Consider the following 16,304-nt stretch of genomic DNA (forward strand, 5'->3'; position numbering starts at 1 on the left):
CTCAATTCCCAAACATCAGCGCAGTCAGCACAAAATCCAGCCCCAGAACCGCCAGCGACGCATGCACCACGGTGCGTGTAGTCGCCCGGCTAATCCCGGCGGAAGTGGGGATAGCGTCATAACCATTGAATAACGCAATCCAGGTTACCGTAATGGCAAATACCAGGCTCTTAATCAGGCAGTTCACCAGATCCATTCGCCAGTCGACGGCATTTTGCATCGCGGTCCAGAAAAAACCACCGTCAATGCCCTTCCAGCTCACGCCCACCAGCGCGCCCCCCCAGATCCCCACCGCGACGAAGATAATCGTCAGCAGCGGCAGCGAAATGACGCCGGCCCAGAAACGGGGAGAAATGACGCGGCGCAGCGGATCCACCGCCATCATCTCCATACTGGAGAGCTGTTCCGTAGCCCGCATCAGGCCAATCTCGGCGGTCAGCGCCGACCCGGCGCGACCGGCAAACAGCAGCGCGGCGACCACCGGCCCCAGCTCGCGCAGCAGCGACAGCGCCACCAGCATGCCAAGACTGGTCTCTGCGCTGTAGGTGGTTAAGACCAGATAACCCTGCAGCCCGAGCACCATACCGATAAACAGGCCCGATACAATGATAATCAGCATCGACAGAACGCCGACGTTGTAGAGTTGACGAACCAGCAGCGGCGCGTGCTTGCGAAACTCTGGTTTGCCGACAACGGCGTTAAACAGCATTAATCCGGCGCGTCCAAAGGTCGCGGTGGTTTTAATACCGCGATGGCCTAGCGCGGCCAGCGCATTAAACAGCATCAGTCGCTCAACTCCCTATGCCTAATAAATCATGGTGATAGTCGCCAGCCGGATAACGGAACGGCACCGGGCCGTCGGCAATACCATCAATGAACTGACGAACCCGAGGGTCGGCATTCTCCCGTAGCGACTGGGCGCTGCCGTGGGCGACAATCTTTTTATCCGCCACGATATACGCATAGTCCGCGATGCTCAGCACCTCAGGCACATCGTGCGAAACCACGATGCAGGTGACGCCCAGCGTGCTGTTGAGTTCAGAAATCAGCTTCACCAGCACGCCCATGGTGATGGGATCCTGCCCGACGAACGGTTCGTCGAACATAATGAGATCCGGCTCCAGGGCGATGGCCCTCGCCAGGGCGGCGCGGCGCGCCATGCCGCCGGAAAGCTCGGAGGGCATTAACTTCGCCGCACCGCGCAGCCCCACCGCCTCCAGCTTCATCATCACCGTCGTATGCAGCAGCGCAGGCGGCAGATGCGTATGTTCGCGCAGCGGGTAGGCGACGTTGTCAAAAACATTCAGGTCGGTAAACAGCGCCCCGGACTGGAACAGCATGCTCATCCGCTTACGCACCGTGTACAGACGTGAACGGGTCATCTGCGGCACGTTCTCGCCATCGAACAGGATCTCTCCCCTGTCCGGCGGGATCTGTCCGCCGATCAGGCGTAACAGGGTAGTCTTGCCGATCCCCGAAGGTCCCATAATCGCAGTAATTTTACCGCGCGGCACCGACAGCGAGATGTCGTCGAAGATCACGCGATCGCCGCGAGAAAAGCGGATACCGCGCACTTCAACTAAATTCGCCTGAGTTTGGCTCATAAAATCATCCTTACTAAGCACCTGATGGGCAAGCATCGCCCTTTCTTACGCCACAATCACAACATTTTTACAGAATCTTACCTGCACAGGTTAGCGAAAGCTGGCATTTGTTTTACTTTTGGCACGCATAAAGTCAAAATTAAGAATTCGTTACGCTGCGTAGGGATAACCCAGCGAGGCGACGATTATACCTGAAGAAAGGACTTTAGATGCTCTTAGCGACGGCTCTGTTAATTATTGGTTTATTGCTGGTTGTCTACAGCGCCGATCGTCTGGTCTATGCCGCCTCCATCCTTTGTCGCATGTTGGGGATCCCGCCGCTGATCATCGGTATGACGGTGGTGAGTATTGGCACCAGCCTGCCAGAGATCATGGTTTCCACCGCGGCCTCGCTGCATGGGCAGACCGATCTGGCGGTGGGCACCGCGCTCGGCTCCAATATCACCAATATTCTCCTGATCCTCGGTCTGGCTGCCTTACTCAGGCCATTTACCGTGCATTCTGATATTCTGCGCCGCGAATTACCGCTAATGTTGCTGGTCAGCGTGCTGGCGGGGCTGGTGCTCTATGATGGTCAACTGTCCCGTCTCGACGGCCTGTTTTTACTGGCGCTGGCGCTGCTATGGCTGCTGTTCACCATCAAGATTGCCCGTCTGGCGGAACGCCAGGGAAGCGATAGCCTGACCCGCGAACAGCTGGCGGAACTGCCGCGTGAAGGGTCGCTGCCGGTCGCTCTGCTGTGGTTAGGGGTGGCGATGATCGTCATGCCGATGGCCACCCGCATGGTGGTGGATAACAGCACGGTGCTGGCAAATTATTTTGCCATCAGCGAACTAACCGTCGGCCTGACGGTAGTGGCGATAGGCACCAGCCTGCCGGAGCTGGCCACCGCCATCGCCGGGGCGCGCAAAGGGGAAGATGACATTGCCATCGGCAATATCATCGGCGCGAATATCCTCAATATTGCGCTGGTGCTGGGTTTGCCGGCGCTGATCGCGCCGGGAGCCTTTGCGGCGGAAGCCTTTACCCGCGACTATGGCGTGATGTTGCTGGTCAGCCTGATCTTCGCGGTGCTGTGCTGGCGCCGTAGGCAGCAGCCGGGACGACTGGTTGGCGCGCTGCTGGTCGGTGGTTTTGTGGTTTGGTTGGCGATGCTGTTCTGGACAGCGCCGCTCTTCGTTGAATGACTCGGGATAACATCATGTCGCAAATAGATTTGCCCACGGATTTTGACTTTCAACAGGCCGGCCGTCAGGTGCTGGAAATTGAACGTGAAGGTCTGGCCCAGCTCGATCAATATATAAATGAAGATTTCACCCGCGCCTGCGAAACGATTTTCCGCTGCGGCGGGAAAGTCGTGGTGATGGGGATGGGCAAATCCGGCCATATTGGCCGCAAGATGGCGGCAACCTTCGCCAGTACCGGCACGTCGGCATTTTTTGTCCACCCTGGCGAAGCCGCGCACGGCGATTTGGGCATGGTTACGCCGCAGGACGTGGTGATTGCGCTGTCGAACTCCGGCGAATCGAACGAAATCCTCGCGCTGATCCCGGTCCTGAAACGCCAGCAGGTGAAGCTTATCTGCATCACCAGCCGGCCTGAAAGCAGCATGGCGCGCGCGGCGGATATCCATCTGTGCGTGAAAGTGCCGAAAGAGGCTTGTCCATTAGGGCTGGCCCCCACCTCCAGCACCACCGCCGCGCTGGTGATGGGCGATGCCCTCGCCGTCGCCCTGCTGGAGGCTCGCGGCTTTACCGCTGAGGATTTCGCTCTCTCGCATCCGGGCGGCGCACTCGGTCGTAAGCTGTTGCTGCGCGTCAATGATATTATGCATACCGGTGATGAGATCCCGCACGTCGGCCTGCAGGCCACCCTGCGCGATGCGCTGCTGGAAATCACTCGTAAAAATTTAGGTATGACCGCTATCTGCGATGACGACATGAACATCATCGGTATCTTTACCGATGGTGACCTGCGCCGGGTCTTCGACACCGGCGTCGATATGCGCGATGCCAGCATTGCCGACGTCATGACCCGGGGAGGGATCCGCATCCGTCCCGGCACCCTGGCGGTGGATGCGCTAAACCTGATGCAATCCCGTCATATCACCTGCGTGCTGGTTGCCGATGGCGACCATCTGCTGGGTGTGGTACATATGCACGATCTCCTGCGCGCGGGCGTAGTGTAAGTAAGGAAAAAATAATGAATAATGCTGATGCTCAGTTAGCGACCTGCTATGGGCCGGTAAGCCAGACGTTTCTCGATCGCGCGGCTAAGATCCGTCTACTGATCCTCGATGTCGACGGTGTATTATCCGACGGGCTTATCTATATGGGTAATCACGGCGAGGAGCTGAAAGCGTTCAACGTCCGCGATGGCTATGGTATCCGCTGCGCGCTGACCTCTGGCATTGAAGTGGCGATTATTACCGGACGAAAAGCTAAACTGGTAGAAGATCGCTGTCAGACGCTGGGCATTACGCATTTGTATCAGGGGCAGTCGGACAAGCTGCTGGCGTTCCGCGATCTCATTGACAAACTGAGCGTGCGGCCAGAGGAAGTCGCCTACATCGGCGACGATCTGATTGACTGGCCGGTGATGGCCGAAGTGGGCCTCAGCGTCGCCGTCGCGGATGCGCATCCGCTGCTGCTGCCGCGCGCCGATTACATCACCCGGATTAATGGCGGACGCGGCGCGGTACGCGAAGTCTGCGATTTGTTACTATTGGCGCAGGGCAAGCTGGATGAGGCCAAAGGGCAATCAATATGAGTAAAACCAGACGTTGGGTTATCATTTTACTGTCGCTGCTTGCGCTGATCCTCATCGGCCTGAATCTGGCGAATACGGACGACACGGCCCAGCCGGAGGTCAATCCCAACGACCCGACGTATAAAAGCGAACACACTGACACCGTGGTGTACAGTCCGGAAGGCGCCCTGAGCTATCGGCTGATCGCCGAGCACGTGGAGTATTTTTCCGATCAGGAGGTCTCCTGGTTTACCAAACCGGTGATGACCACCTTTGATACCAATAAGGTGCCGACCTGGTCAGTCAGGGCTGATAAAGCGAAGCTGACAAATGACCGGATGCTCTATCTTTACGGGCACGTTGAGGTGAATGCGCTCGCGCCAGACTCTCAACTGCGCAAAATTACGACGGATAACGCCCAGATAAATCTGGTAACGCAGGACGTTACCTCCGATGACATGGTGACGTTATACGGCACCACATTTAATTCCAGCGGCCTGAAAATGCGTGGAAACCTTCGCAGCAAAAATGCCGAGCTGATTGAAAAGGTGAGAACCTCTTATGAAATTCAGAACAAACAAACTCAGCCTTAAGATTGCGCTCGCCGGCGCGTTACTGGCCGCCAGCCTGCCGGCCCTCGCCAAGACGGGCGATACCGATCAGCCGATCCATATCGAATCCGATCAGCAGTCGCTGGATATGCAGGGCAACGTCGTCACCTTCACCGGTAACGTGGTCGTGACTCAGGGGACGATCAAGATTAACGCTGATAAAGTGGTAGTCACCCGTCCGGGCAATGAAAAAGGTAAAGAGGTGATCGAAGGTTTCGGTAACCCGGCCACCTTCTACCAGATGCAGGATAACGGCAAACCGGTAAAAGGCCGGGCGTCGAAAATGCGCTATGAGCTGCAGAACGATTACGTCGTGCTGACCGGCAACGCGTACCTTGAACAGCTCGACAGTAACATCAAGGGCGACAAGATCACCTATCTGGTGAAAGAGCAAAAAATGCAGGCCTTCAGCGACAAAGGTCGACGCGTCACCACCGTTCTGGTGCCGTCCGAGCTGCAAGACAAAAGCGGCAACCAGCAAAAGAAGAGTAACTAATCCGTTATGGCAACCTTAACTGCGAAGAATCTCGCTAAAGCGTATAAAGGCCGCCGCGTGGTGGAAGATGTCAGTCTCACCGTTAACTCGGGGGAGATTGTCGGCTTGCTCGGCCCCAACGGCGCCGGTAAAACCACCACCTTCTACATGGTGGTCGGGATTGTGCCGCGCGACGCGGGCAATATCATCATTGATGACGAAGACATCAGCCTGCTGCCGCTGCACGCGCGCGCGCGCCGGGGGATCGGCTATCTGCCGCAGGAAGCCTCGATTTTCCGTCGCCTGAGCGTCTATGACAACCTGATGGCGGTCCTGCAGATCCGTGACGATTTGAGCAGCGAACAGCGGGAAGATCGCGCCAAAGAGCTGATGGAAGAGTTTCATATTGAGCACCTGCGCGACAGCCTCGGTCAGGCGCTCTCCGGTGGCGAACGCCGCCGCGTCGAAATCGCCCGCGCGCTGGCGGCAAACCCGAAATTTATTCTTCTGGATGAACCCTTTGCCGGCGTGGATCCGATCTCGGTTATCGATATCAAACGCATCATTGAGCATTTGCGCGACAGCGGCCTCGGCGTACTGATTACCGATCATAACGTCAGAGAGACGCTCGCCGTCTGCGAACGCGCGTATATTGTCAGTCAGGGACACCTTATCGCTCATGGTACACCGCAGCAGATCCTCGAAGATGAGCAGGTTAAGCGCGTGTATCTTGGGGAAGACTTCAGACTCTGATAGGGTAGAGGTTACAGACGTTTTAGCCGGAGATATTTACCCTGAACATGAAGCAAGGTTTGCAATTAAGGCTTAGCCAACAGCTTGCCATGACGCCGCAGCTGCAGCAGGCGATTCGTTTGCTGCAGTTGTCCACGTTAGAACTCCAGCAAGAGCTCCAGCAAGCGCTGGAAAGTAACCCGTTGCTTGAGCAAACCGATCTTCACGACGAGGTAGAGGCGAAAGAGGTGGAGGACCGCGAGTCTCTCGATACCGTCGACGCGCTTGAGCAAAAAGAGATGCCCGACGAGCTTCCTCTCGATGCCAGCTGGGATGAAATCTATACCGCCGGTACGCCGTCAGGCAACGGCGTGGACTATCAGGACGACGAACTCCCCGTTTATCAAGGCGAGACCACCCAGACGCTGCAGGATTACCTGATGTGGCAGGTCGAGCTGACGCCCTTCACCGATACCGACCGCGCCATCGCCACCTCCATTGTCGACGCCGTCGACGATACGGGCTACCTCACCGTTCAGATTGAAGATATCGTCGACAGCATCGGCGATGAGGAGATCGGCCTCGAAGAAGTGGAAGCCGTCCTGAAGCGCATCCAGCGTTTCGATCCGGTTGGCGTCGCGGCGAAAGATCTGCGCGACTGCCTGCTGATCCAGCTCTCGCAGTTCGCCAAAGAGACGCCATGGCTGGAAGAGGCCCGGCTGATTATCAGCGATCATCTCGATCTTCTGGCCAACCATGATTTCCGCACCCTGATGCGGGTGACCCGCCTGAAAGAAGAGGTGCTGAAAGAGGCGGTAAATCTGATCCAGTCCCTGGATCCCCGTCCTGGCCAGTCCATTCAAACCAGCGAACCGGAATATGTCATTCCCGACGTGCTGGTGCGCAAGGTCAGCGGCCGCTGGACCGTGGAGCTCAACGCCGACAGCATTCCACGGCTGAAAATTAATCAGCAGTATGCGGCAATGGGCAACAGCGCCCGCAATGACGCCGACGGCCAGTTCATTCGCAGCAATCTTCAGGAAGCCCGCTGGCTGATCAAAAGTCTTGAAAGCCGCAACGACACCCTGCTTCGCGTCAGCCGCTGCATCGTAGAACAGCAGCAGGCTTTTTTCGAACAGGGTGAAGAGTATATGAAGCCGATGGTGCTGGCCGATATCGCCCAGGCCGTCGAGATGCATGAATCGACGATTTCCCGTGTCACCACGCAAAAATATCTGCACAGTCCGCGCGGTATTTTTGAACTGAAGTATTTCTTCTCCAGCCATGTTAATACCGAAGGCGGCGGCGAAGCCTCGTCGACGGCGATTCGCGCGCTGGTGAAGAAACTCATCGCCGCGGAAAACCCCGCGAAGCCGTTGAGCGACAGTAAGCTCACCTCCATGTTGTCCGAGCAGGGTATCATGGTCGCGCGCCGCACTGTCGCGAAGTACAGAGAGTCTTTATCCATCCCGCCGTCAAACCAGCGTAAACAACTGGTCTGACACAACCGATAAGGAAGACACTATGCAGCTCAACATTACAGGACACAACGTCGAGATCACTCCCGCGATGCGCGACTTCGTCACGGCGAAGTTCAGCAAGCTGGAACAATTTTTCGACCGGATCAATCAGGTCTATATTGTGTTAAAAGTAGAGAAAGTGACGCAAATTGCGGACGCGAATCTGCATGTCAACGGTGGCGAAATCCATGCCAGTGCGGAAGGGCAGGATATGTATGCGGCTGTCGATGGTCTTATCGACAAGCTGGCAAGGCAGTTAACGAAGCATAAAGATAAACTAAAACAACACTAATTGTCCGGGCCCCCCTGCGTCCGCCGTCAGTGAACATCGGCGACGGGCGCGGGGGCGCTCAGGTGAAATTATGATGAACAACGATTCGGCTCTACAACTGAGCAACGTCCTGAACCAGGAATGTACCCGTAGCCAGGTTCACTGCCAGAGCAAGAAGCGTGCTCTGGAAATCATTAGCGAACTGGCCGCCAAACAGTTAAGTTTGCCGCCGCAGGTGGTGTTCGAAGCGATCCTCACCCGCGAAAAAATGGGCAGTACCGGGATTGGCAATGGTATCGCCATTCCCCACGGAAAACTGGAAGAGGATACGCTGCGTGCTGTCGGCGTTTTTGTCCAGCTGGAAACCCCCATCGCCTTCGACGCGATCGACAATCAGCCTGTCGACCTGCTGTTCGCGCTGCTGGTGCCGGCCGATCAGACAAAAACCCACCTGCATACGCTCTCCCTGGTGGCCAAACGGCTGGCCGACAAAGCGATTTGTCGTCGCCTGCGCGCGGCGCAGAGCGATGAAGAGTTGTATGAGATCATCACCGAAGCAGGAAGCAGCGATGACGCATAACGGCAGTCGCACCTTATCCTTTATCGTACTGAGGAGAAACGGTACATGGTACTGATGATCGTCAGCGGCCGCTCGGGCTCGGGTAAATCCGTCGCTCTGCGAGCGCTGGAAGATATGGGCTTTTACTGCGTGGATAACCTGCCGGTCGTGCTGCTGCCCGATCTGGCACGGTCGCTGGCTGACCGCAATATTTCGGCGGCCGTCAGCATCGACGTGCGGAACATGCCGGAATCACCGGAGATCTTCGAGCAGGCCATGAAAAACCTGCCGGAGTGCTTTTCGCCGCAGCTGCTGTTTCTCGATGCCGATCGCAACACGCTGATCCGTCGATACAGCGACACCCGTCGCCTGCATCCACTGTCGAGCAAGAATTTGTCGCTGGAAAGCGCCATCGACGAAGAGAGCGATCTGCTGGAGCCCCTGCGCTCGCGGGCCGACCTGATTGTCGATACCTCGGAGATGTCGGTTCACGAGCTGGCGGAAATGTTGCGCACCCGGCTGCTGGGTAAACGTGAACGCGAACTGACCATGGTCTTCGAATCCTTCGGCTTTAAGCACGGTATCCCGATCGATGCCGATTACGTCTTTGACGTGCGCTTTCTGCCAAACCCGCACTGGGATCCGAAGCTGCGTCCTATGACCGGTCTGGATAAACCGGTGGCCGCCTTCCTCGATCGGCACACCGAAGTGCACAACTTTATTTACCAGACCCGGAGCTATCTTGAGCTATGGTTACCGATGCTGGAGACCAACAATCGCAGCTATCTGACGGTGGCCATTGGCTGTACCGGCGGTAAACATCGTTCGGTTTATATTGCTGAACAACTGGCTGACTACTTCCGCTCGCGCGGCAAAAACGTACAGTCTCGTCATCGGACGCTGGAAAAACGTAAATCATGACCGTAAAGCAGACCGTTGAAATCACCAATAAGCTGGGCATGCACGCACGCCCGGCGATGAAGCTGTTCGAACTAATGCAGAATTTCGATGCCGAGGTGTTGCTGCGCAATGATGAAGGCACGGAGGCGGAAGCCAACAGCGTCATTGCCCTGCTGATGCTGGACTCGGCGAAAGGACGGCAGATAGAGGTGGAGGCCAGCGGTCCGCAGGAAGTGGAAGCCCTCGCCGCGGTGATTGCCCTGTTTAATGCCGGGTTTGACGAAGATTAAACGTGATGCTTCCCGGCGACGGACGACTGGCGACTGTACCAGCCCCGGCGCCGGATTAACCCGCTAATAGAGCTTATGCTCACGCATGAACCCTTCCCCACCCAGCTGTCGCATCTGACGTAAGATCCAGGCCTGGCGGTTGCGCACATAGCCCGAAGGCGCGTCGGCGCGATAGCGGATCGGGTTTGGCAGCACCGCGGCCAGCAGAGCCGCTTCCCCCGGCGTCAACTGGCTGGCGGGCTTATGAAAATAGCGCTGGGCGGCCGCTTCCACGCCAAAAATCCCATCGCCAAACTCGGCAATATTCAGGTAGACGGTCAGGATCCGCTTTTTACTCCACACGGTTTCCATGCCGACGGTCAACCCGGCCTCCAGCCCCTTGCGCAGCCAGCTACGTCCATCCCACAGAAACAGGTTTTTCGCCGTCTGCTGCGACAGCGTTGATGCGCCGCGAATGCGGGTATCGTGACGCTCATTGTGCGCCAGCGCCTTTTCTATCGCCGGGACGTCAAACCCCCAATGTTCCGGGAACTTCTGATCTTCGGCGGCAATCACCGCCAGCCCCATCCACGGGGAGATGTTATCCATGGCGACCCAGTCGGAGTGCGCCAGATAGTGGACATCTCCGGACAGCCAGGCGCTAACCTGCCGCTCAAGCATGACCGCCGAAAAGGGCACCGGCAGCACGCTAAACAGCGCGATCCCCCCGCCCCAGAAGACGGCGGCGATCAGCAGCAGACGCAGCGCCAGTCGTTTAAGCAGCGCGAAGGGCGCAATGCGGAGCTTCATGCGCTCAGCGCCAGCACGCGGGCGACCAGTTTTTCGATCCCGGTAGCGGCTTGCGCAATATTCTCCGCCAGCATATACGCCGGAGTGGTAACCACTTTGTTCTCTTCATCCACCACGATGTCGTCGACCGGGCAAGGCACATGCTCCGCCCCCATCTCCTCCACCACATCGGCGGTGTCGAGATCGGTCCCGATAGTCATCCGCAGCGGAAACGCAAAGATCTTCGGCAGCAGCGCCGGAGCGATGCACATAAAGCCCAGCGGCTTGCCGGCCTGATGCATCGCCAGCGTCAGGGCCCGCAGGTCGCGGTCCACCTCGCATTCGCTGCCCTCGGCGGCGAAGCTGCTTAAGTTTTTCGCCGCGCCGAAGCCGCCGGGGACGATCAGCGCGTCCAGCGTCTCCTCACGCGCCTGCGCCAGCGGCAGGATGTCGCCGCGGGCGATGCGCGCCGCTTCAACCAGCACGTTGCGTTGCTCGGTCAACGGTTCGCCCGTCAGATGGTTGATGACGTCGCGCTGCGGTTTATCGGGCGCAAAGCAGACCGCCTGCGCGCCGTTGCGCGCGATCGCCAGCAGGGTAATCACTGCCTCATGAATTTCACTGCCGTCGTACACGCCGCAGCCGCTCAGTACCACACCAATTTTTTTCATCGCCTTCGCTCCTCCATGCAACTCGCTGAAACCAGTCAAAAATGTCGATTTACTCGCTATGCTTCACATATTTTACTGATTCATGTAACAAATTAGTTAAGCTTTGCTATCTTAATGAGCGAGCAATCCACTTCTCAGGTTGCGCCACGTAACAACATCACTCAAATCACACTGGCTCAACCACCAGTTCCCTGGTGTTGGCGCAGTATTCGCGCACCCCGGTCTGTCCGGGGTCATTTTTTCCCGGCCTTCGCCACCCACGCCTTCAGAACCGCCACGTCGTTTTGCCACTCGGATTTCATCTCTTCAACCCATTCAGCGACATTATCAGACCAGGCAGGCAGGTCCGGCGTCTGGATCTGCTGACCCAGCTGCTGGATGTGGCGCAGGCCAATAGAGCCCGCAGCCCCTTTGATCTTATGCCCCTCTTCAACGATCCCTTTTTGATCCCGGGCGGTGAGATTAGACTCAAGGACGGACATATAGCCCGGCATCATCTTCTCAAACACCGCGAGGCCATCGTTGATAAGCTTCGGTCCCACCAGTTCGATATATTGCTCAAGCATATCGGTATCCAGCACCGCATCGGCTTTATGCCGATCGGCCGCCGGCGCTTCCTGCGCCTCCTCTTCCGGCGCATCCCAGAATTTTTTAATCATGGCCGTCAGCGCCGGCACCGATAGCGGCTTGCTCAGCACATCGTCCATGCCGGCATCCAGATACTCTTTCTTATTCTTCAGCACGTTGGCGGTCAGGGCCACCAGCGGCGGCAGCTCATCCGCGGCAAAATTCTGTTTTAGCTGACGAGAAATATCCAGTCCCGTCATATCCGGCAGCTGGATATCCAGCAGCACCAGGTCGTACTCGCCAGGCTCAAACATCTCCAGCGCGGCTTTGCCGGTCATCGCGACATCCACGCTGTTGCCCAGCTTTTCCAGCACCGAGCGCGCCACAATGACGTTGAGCTCAATATCTTCCACCAGCAGCACGTTGAGCGCCGGTAATGGCATGTCGTCTTCCGCCAGCGTATCTTCCACTTCTTCCGCAATGGCAGGCGCATGGACGGTGAGCGTAAAGGTCGCCCCTTTACCCGGCTGGCTGGTGACGCTGATATCGCCGCCCATATTGCGCGCCAGGCGACGCGATACGGCGAGGCCAATCCCGGTGCCGGTGGCGGGTTTGCCGCCGTGGCTGTCTTTGACCTGGTAATACATGGCGAATATTTTGTCCTGCTCCGCTTCAGGAATACCAATCCCGGAGTCTTCCACTTCAAAGTGCAGGATATCGCCTTCGTCATAGCGCACGCGGACGTTCACCCCTCCGCCCTGTGGGGTAAACTTCACGGCGTTGCTGATAAGATTCCACAGGATCTGCCGCAGGCGGGTGCCATCGGTGATCACCTTGTGCGGCAGCGGCAGGCTCGGCTCCAGCACAAAGCGCAGTCCCTTCTGCTGCGCCTGCAGACCGGAAAGGTTTTCCAGGTCGGCAAGGAAGCTGGTGAAGTCCACCGGCTGGTTATCGAGCTGCACCTTACGGCGTTCCATTTTATCCATGTCGATAATATCATTGAAGATATTCCCCAGCGTCACCGCTGAGACATGGATGGTTTTCAGGTATTTTTCCTGCTCGCTGGTCAGTTCGGTATCCAGCAAAATTCGGCTCAGCCCGACAATCCCGTTCAGCGGGGTACGCAGCTCATGGCTGATGGTGGAGATGAAGGTGGTTTTATCCCGGCTGGCGCGTTCGAGGGCGTCCTGATAGCGTTTTCGTTCGGTGATATCGCGTCCGAAGCCCATCAGACCACGACGCTTACCGACGCGATCGTAGTACGGGACCTTGCGGATTTCGAAGCACGCTTTACGGCCATCGGGATAGTCCAGCCACTGCTCATAGGTCAGCGATACATTGTGGCGGAACACCTTCTCATCGGTTTCCAGCACCTTTTCCGCCGCCTCTTCGCTATAGACATCCTGCGGTTTGAGGTGGATCAGCTGTTTCTCGCTTTTGCCGGTCAGCAGCTCCATCGCCCGGTTACAGCCGGAAAACTCTTTATCCTCATTGCGGTAGAAGACCAGGTCCGGGGAGGCATCGAGGAAAGAGCGCAGAAAGGAGGATTGCTGTTCGAGCTGGATCTGCGTCTCTTCACGCTCTTTCATCTCGATCTTCAGCTGCTCGAGGGTGGTCTCACGCTCGGCTTCCGCCTTTTCACGTTCGCCAATCTCCTGATTCAACTGCGCGATATTGTCTTTCAGCTGCACGTTCAGCTTCAGATCGCGCTCACGCATCTCCTCCAGTTTCTCCACCAGCCGCGAAAGACGCTGGCGGGACTCTTCAAGCTGCTCCACCACCACCGAGAGAAAATAGACCGCCCACGGGGTGATCAGCAGACCGAAGAAGATAGAGCGGATAACGTCGATGCTTTCAACCTGGCCATGCAGCACCATGGTGACCGCCATCTGTACCACGATGGCCAGCACCACCAGCGCAAGTGCCAACAGCATTGAAAAGCGGACCAGACCCAGCTTCATCATCAGGTCGACATAATACTGCGCCAGCATACGAATTTGCTTCATAAGGGATTCCTTCACGACAACTCCGCACAATAATACTCAATTCTGAGCAATGCGCTGTAAGTTGTGCAAAAAATGCGGGAAGGAGCCGATATGACGACTGGCCGCCGAGGCGAACCAGCCGCGAAAAAGAGGCATGGTCAGGAAGGGGTTAGCGCTTGCTTAGCGCCTCCCAGAGACCTTTGAGGTAGGTCACCCCGAGTGCGCGATCGTATAAACCATAGCCCGGGCGTCCGGTCTCTCCCCAGATAAAGCGGCCATGATCCGGGCGTATATAGCCGTCGAAGCCGTTGTCGTGCAACGCTTGCATCACCTTGTACATATCCAGGGAGCCGTATTCTGACGGATGGGCGCACTCGTAAAAGTCTTTATCCTGCATCAGTTTAATATTGCGGACGTGGGCAAAATGGATCCGCTTGCGGCGGGTAAACTCAGCCAGAATAGCGTATACGTCGTTATCCGGATCTTCGGCAATCGAGCCGGTGCAGAGGGTGATACCGTTGGCGGGTGAATCGACAGCCCGGCAGATCCAGTCCAGATCGTCGCGGTTTTTGACCACCCGCGGCAGGCCAAATATCGAGTACGGCGGATCGTCAGGGTGGATCGCCATTTTCACGCCCACCTCTTCGCAAACCGGGATCACCGCCCGCAGAAAATAGACCAGGTTCTCCCGCAGCTTATGGTCATCCACCGCGCTATATTTGGCAAACAGGGTCTGCACTTCCGCCAGCCGTTCCGGCTCCCAGCCCGGCAACGCGAAGCCGTTTGAATTCTCAAGCACCTCCTTCACCACGTCTTCCAGCCGCTTATCGATATCTTTCTTCTCAAAAGCCATCGTCAACGAGCCATCCGGCAGGACGTAGTTCATATCCGTCTTCATCCAGTCGAACACCGGCATGAAGTTATAGCAGATGACTTTGACGCCGAAGCGGGCAAGGTGGCGAATGGTCTGCTGATAGTTGGCAATATAGCGGTCACGAGAAGGGAGGCCGATTTTGATGTCGTCATGGATGTTGACGCTCTCTATTACCTCCATTTTCAGGCCTGCGGCATGGGCCTGGCTGACCAGACGCTCAATTTTATCCTCCGGCCATACCTCGCCCACCGCGACGTCATAGAGCGCGCCGACCACCCCCTCCACGCCGGGGACCTGGCGTATATGCTCTAATGAAACCTTATCTTCCTCTGGTCCAAACCAGCGCATTGTCATCTGCATCGTCATCACCTGCTCAACATAGTTTAATTTCACCCTACTACCATACCAGTAATCATAATTGATTGAGCCTTAACTGTCGTGATGGCGATCACATTCCTGCTGACCGGCTCGCCGGTGAGGTCGCTTTCTCTACATTCATAATTTTTCTCAATTTATTTCAATAAATTAATCATTGCCGGGCTTTTTCTGACGACCTTCGCCAAATGTGATCCAGAGCTAGTTATGATCAATTGCATACTTGTATGGTAATAAAAGTCACGATATTTGTTCAGAAAACAGACAAGGGAAGGAACAGAAATGAGAAGCGTCGTTGTCAAAGAGCCAGGCCAACTGAACATCGAATCACGTCCGGTTCCCGCTCCGGGCGCCCACGAAGTCCGGGTGAAAATCGCCTTTGCCGGGATCTGCGGTTCCGATGTGCATATCTATCAGGGCCACAACCCCTTCGCGAAATATCCCCGCGTGATCGGCCATGAATTCTTCGGCATCATCGATGCCGTCGGCGAACAGGTCTCTCCGGCACGCATCGGCGAGCGCGTCGCGGTCGACCCTGTCGTCAGCTGCGGCCAGTGTTATCCCTGCTCGGTGGGGCGGCCGAATGTCTGTGCGCAGCTCCAGGTCATCGGGGTTCACCGCGACGGCGGATTCAGCGACTACGCCTGCGTGCCGGCGAAAAACGCCTGGCGCATTCCGGAAGCCATCAGCGATCGTCAGGCGACGATGGTTGAGCCTTTTACCATTGCGGCAAACATTACCGCCCAGCTGCAGCCCATGGCGCAGGATATCGCCCTGATCTACGGCGCAGGTCCGATGGGTCTGACGGTGATCCAGGCGCTGAAGGGGGTGTATGGCGTTAAGCAGGTGATCGTCGTGGACCGCATTGCCGAACGTCTGCAGATGGCGCGGGACAATGGCGCCGATCTGACGCTGGATAACACTCACCAGCCGCTGGCGGAACAGCTGGCGCAGCGGCAGATAGCCCCCACGCTGGTCATCGATGCCGCCTGCCACCCGGCGATCCTTCAGGAGGCCATTCTCCTCGCCTCTCCCGCCGCACGCATCGGCATACTCGGCTTCTCCGGCGAGGCGTCCACCCTCACCCAGCAAAGCATCACCAGTAAAGAGATCTCCATTTTCTCCTCCCGGCTGAACAGAGGACGTTTTCCGCTGGTCATCGACTGGATGGAGAAAGGCCTTATCCAGCCTGAGGCGTTAATCACCCACTGCATGCCGCTGGAGCAGGTAAAAGAGGCTATGGAGATTTTTGCCAACGATCGGAAAACCTGCTGCAAGGTATTGCTGCAGCTGGGGTAAATGCTAAATAACGGGCGACGTGAATATTGATATCCGTCGCGCCAGAGCTCAATAA

The 16,304-nt window shown here is 57.0% G+C and carries 18 protein-coding genes; 12 read left to right on the top strand and 6 right to left on the bottom strand.

All coding sequences use genetic code 11. From position 1 onward, the window contains the following. Position 1: 1 nt before the first annotated feature. A complete protein-coding gene (gene mlaE, locus ACOI6Z_RS08710; RefSeq protein ID WP_004150949.1) occupies positions 2-784 on the bottom strand; it encodes a lipid asymmetry maintenance ABC transporter permease subunit MlaE in 783 nt (260 codons plus the stop codon). A gap of 7 nt (positions 785-791) precedes the next feature. Then, positions 792-1,604 (bottom strand): phospholipid ABC transporter ATP-binding protein MlaF, encoded by an 813-nt coding sequence (mlaF, locus tag ACOI6Z_RS08715; RefSeq protein WP_004206196.1) that lies wholly within the window; start codon positions 1,602-1,604, stop codon positions 792-794. A gap of 209 nt (positions 1,605-1,813) precedes the next feature. Between mlaF and ACOI6Z_RS08720 the strand changes: the two genes are divergently transcribed. From ACOI6Z_RS08720 to npr, 11 genes are all read left to right on the top strand, one after another. Beyond that, positions 1,814-2,791 carry a calcium/sodium antiporter gene (locus ACOI6Z_RS08720; RefSeq protein WP_023291127.1) on the top strand — a complete coding sequence of 326 codons (978 nt, stop codon included), beginning with the start codon at positions 1,814-1,816 and terminating at the stop codon, positions 2,789-2,791. After that, positions 2,788-3,792: an arabinose-5-phosphate isomerase KdsD gene (gene kdsD / locus ACOI6Z_RS08725; protein ID WP_369707981.1), complete on the top strand. Its 1,005-nt coding sequence runs from the start codon at positions 2,788-2,790 to the stop codon at positions 3,790-3,792. The genes ACOI6Z_RS08720 and kdsD overlap by 4 nt, the downstream gene beginning before the upstream one ends. Before the next feature lie 14 nt (positions 3,793-3,806). Continuing rightward, entirely contained in the window at positions 3,807-4,373 is a 567-nt protein-coding gene (kdsC, locus tag ACOI6Z_RS08730; protein ID WP_023291129.1) for a 3-deoxy-manno-octulosonate-8-phosphatase KdsC, read from the top strand. Next, a complete protein-coding gene (gene lptC, locus ACOI6Z_RS08735; protein ID WP_002918413.1) occupies positions 4,370-4,945 on the top strand; it encodes an LPS export ABC transporter periplasmic protein LptC in 576 nt (191 codons plus the stop codon). Before kdsC ends, lptC begins: the two co-directional genes overlap by 4 nt. After that, complete coding sequence (gene lptA, locus ACOI6Z_RS08740; protein WP_002918415.1) at positions 4,914-5,459, top strand: lipopolysaccharide ABC transporter substrate-binding protein LptA; 546 nt, start codon at positions 4,914-4,916, stop codon at positions 5,457-5,459. The genes lptC and lptA overlap by 32 nt, the downstream gene beginning before the upstream one ends. A 6-nt stretch (positions 5,460-5,465) precedes the next feature. Next, entirely contained in the window at positions 5,466-6,191 is a 726-nt protein-coding gene (lptB, locus tag ACOI6Z_RS08745; RefSeq protein WP_004206203.1) for an LPS export ABC transporter ATP-binding protein, read from the top strand. 47 nt (positions 6,192-6,238) lie between these two features. After that, positions 6,239-7,672: an RNA polymerase factor sigma-54 gene (rpoN, locus tag ACOI6Z_RS08750; protein WP_004206204.1), complete on the top strand. Its 1,434-nt coding sequence runs from the start codon at positions 6,239-6,241 to the stop codon at positions 7,670-7,672. A gap of 22 nt (positions 7,673-7,694) precedes the next feature. Then, positions 7,695-7,982, top strand: a complete 288-nt coding sequence (gene hpf, locus ACOI6Z_RS08755; protein WP_004206206.1) for a ribosome hibernation promoting factor — start codon at positions 7,695-7,697, stop codon at positions 7,980-7,982. 70 nt (positions 7,983-8,052) lie between these two features. After that, the gene (gene ptsN / locus ACOI6Z_RS08760; protein ID WP_004144926.1) at positions 8,053-8,541 is read left to right on the top strand and encodes a PTS IIA-like nitrogen regulatory protein PtsN; all 489 of its coding nucleotides are present in this window, start codon (positions 8,053-8,055) and stop codon (positions 8,539-8,541) included. A 45-nt stretch (positions 8,542-8,586) separates the two neighbouring features. Beyond that, positions 8,587-9,441, top strand: a complete 855-nt coding sequence (gene rapZ, locus ACOI6Z_RS08765; protein WP_004206208.1) for an RNase adapter RapZ — start codon at positions 8,587-8,589, stop codon at positions 9,439-9,441. Beyond that, positions 9,438-9,710: a PTS phosphocarrier protein NPr gene (npr, locus tag ACOI6Z_RS08770; RefSeq protein WP_002918431.1), complete on the top strand. Its 273-nt coding sequence runs from the start codon at positions 9,438-9,440 to the stop codon at positions 9,708-9,710. The genes rapZ and npr overlap by 4 nt, the downstream gene beginning before the upstream one ends. Before the next feature lie 63 nt (positions 9,711-9,773). Here npr and mtgA read toward each other — a convergent pair whose 3' ends face one another. The 4 genes from mtgA to uxuA all read right to left on the bottom strand — a co-directional run bounded on the left by mtgA (position 9,774) and on the right by uxuA (position 14,935). Then, on the bottom strand, positions 9,774-10,499 hold the full coding sequence (mtgA, locus tag ACOI6Z_RS08775) for a monofunctional biosynthetic peptidoglycan transglycosylase (protein ID WP_023291131.1): 726 nt from the start codon (positions 10,497-10,499) through the stop codon (positions 9,774-9,776). Then, positions 10,496-11,149: an isoprenoid biosynthesis glyoxalase ElbB gene (elbB, locus tag ACOI6Z_RS08780; RefSeq protein ID WP_023291132.1), complete on the bottom strand. Its 654-nt coding sequence runs from the start codon at positions 11,147-11,149 to the stop codon at positions 10,496-10,498. The genes mtgA and elbB overlap by 4 nt, the downstream gene beginning before the upstream one ends. Before the next feature lie 233 nt (positions 11,150-11,382). Then, entirely contained in the window at positions 11,383-13,722 is a 2,340-nt protein-coding gene (gene arcB, locus ACOI6Z_RS08785) for an aerobic respiration two-component sensor histidine kinase ArcB (protein ID WP_032454177.1), read from the bottom strand. A 148-nt stretch (positions 13,723-13,870) separates the two neighbouring features. After that, the gene (gene uxuA, locus ACOI6Z_RS08790) at positions 13,871-14,935 is read right to left on the bottom strand and encodes a mannonate dehydratase (RefSeq protein WP_044524869.1); all 1,065 of its coding nucleotides are present in this window, start codon (positions 14,933-14,935) and stop codon (positions 13,871-13,873) included. Positions 14,936-15,232: 297 nt separating this feature from the next. On the opposite strand from uxuA, the gene ACOI6Z_RS08795 reads away from it, so the two are divergent. Continuing rightward, positions 15,233-16,249: a Zn-dependent oxidoreductase gene (locus tag ACOI6Z_RS08795; RefSeq protein ID WP_044524838.1), complete on the top strand. Its 1,017-nt coding sequence runs from the start codon at positions 15,233-15,235 to the stop codon at positions 16,247-16,249. Positions 16,250-16,304 lie beyond the last annotated feature (55 nt).

The sequence above is a fragment of the Klebsiella sp. C239 genome, from assembly GCF_048822715.1.
In the GTDB taxonomy this organism is placed as follows: Bacteria; Pseudomonadota; Gammaproteobacteria; order Enterobacterales; family Enterobacteriaceae; genus Klebsiella; species Klebsiella quasipneumoniae.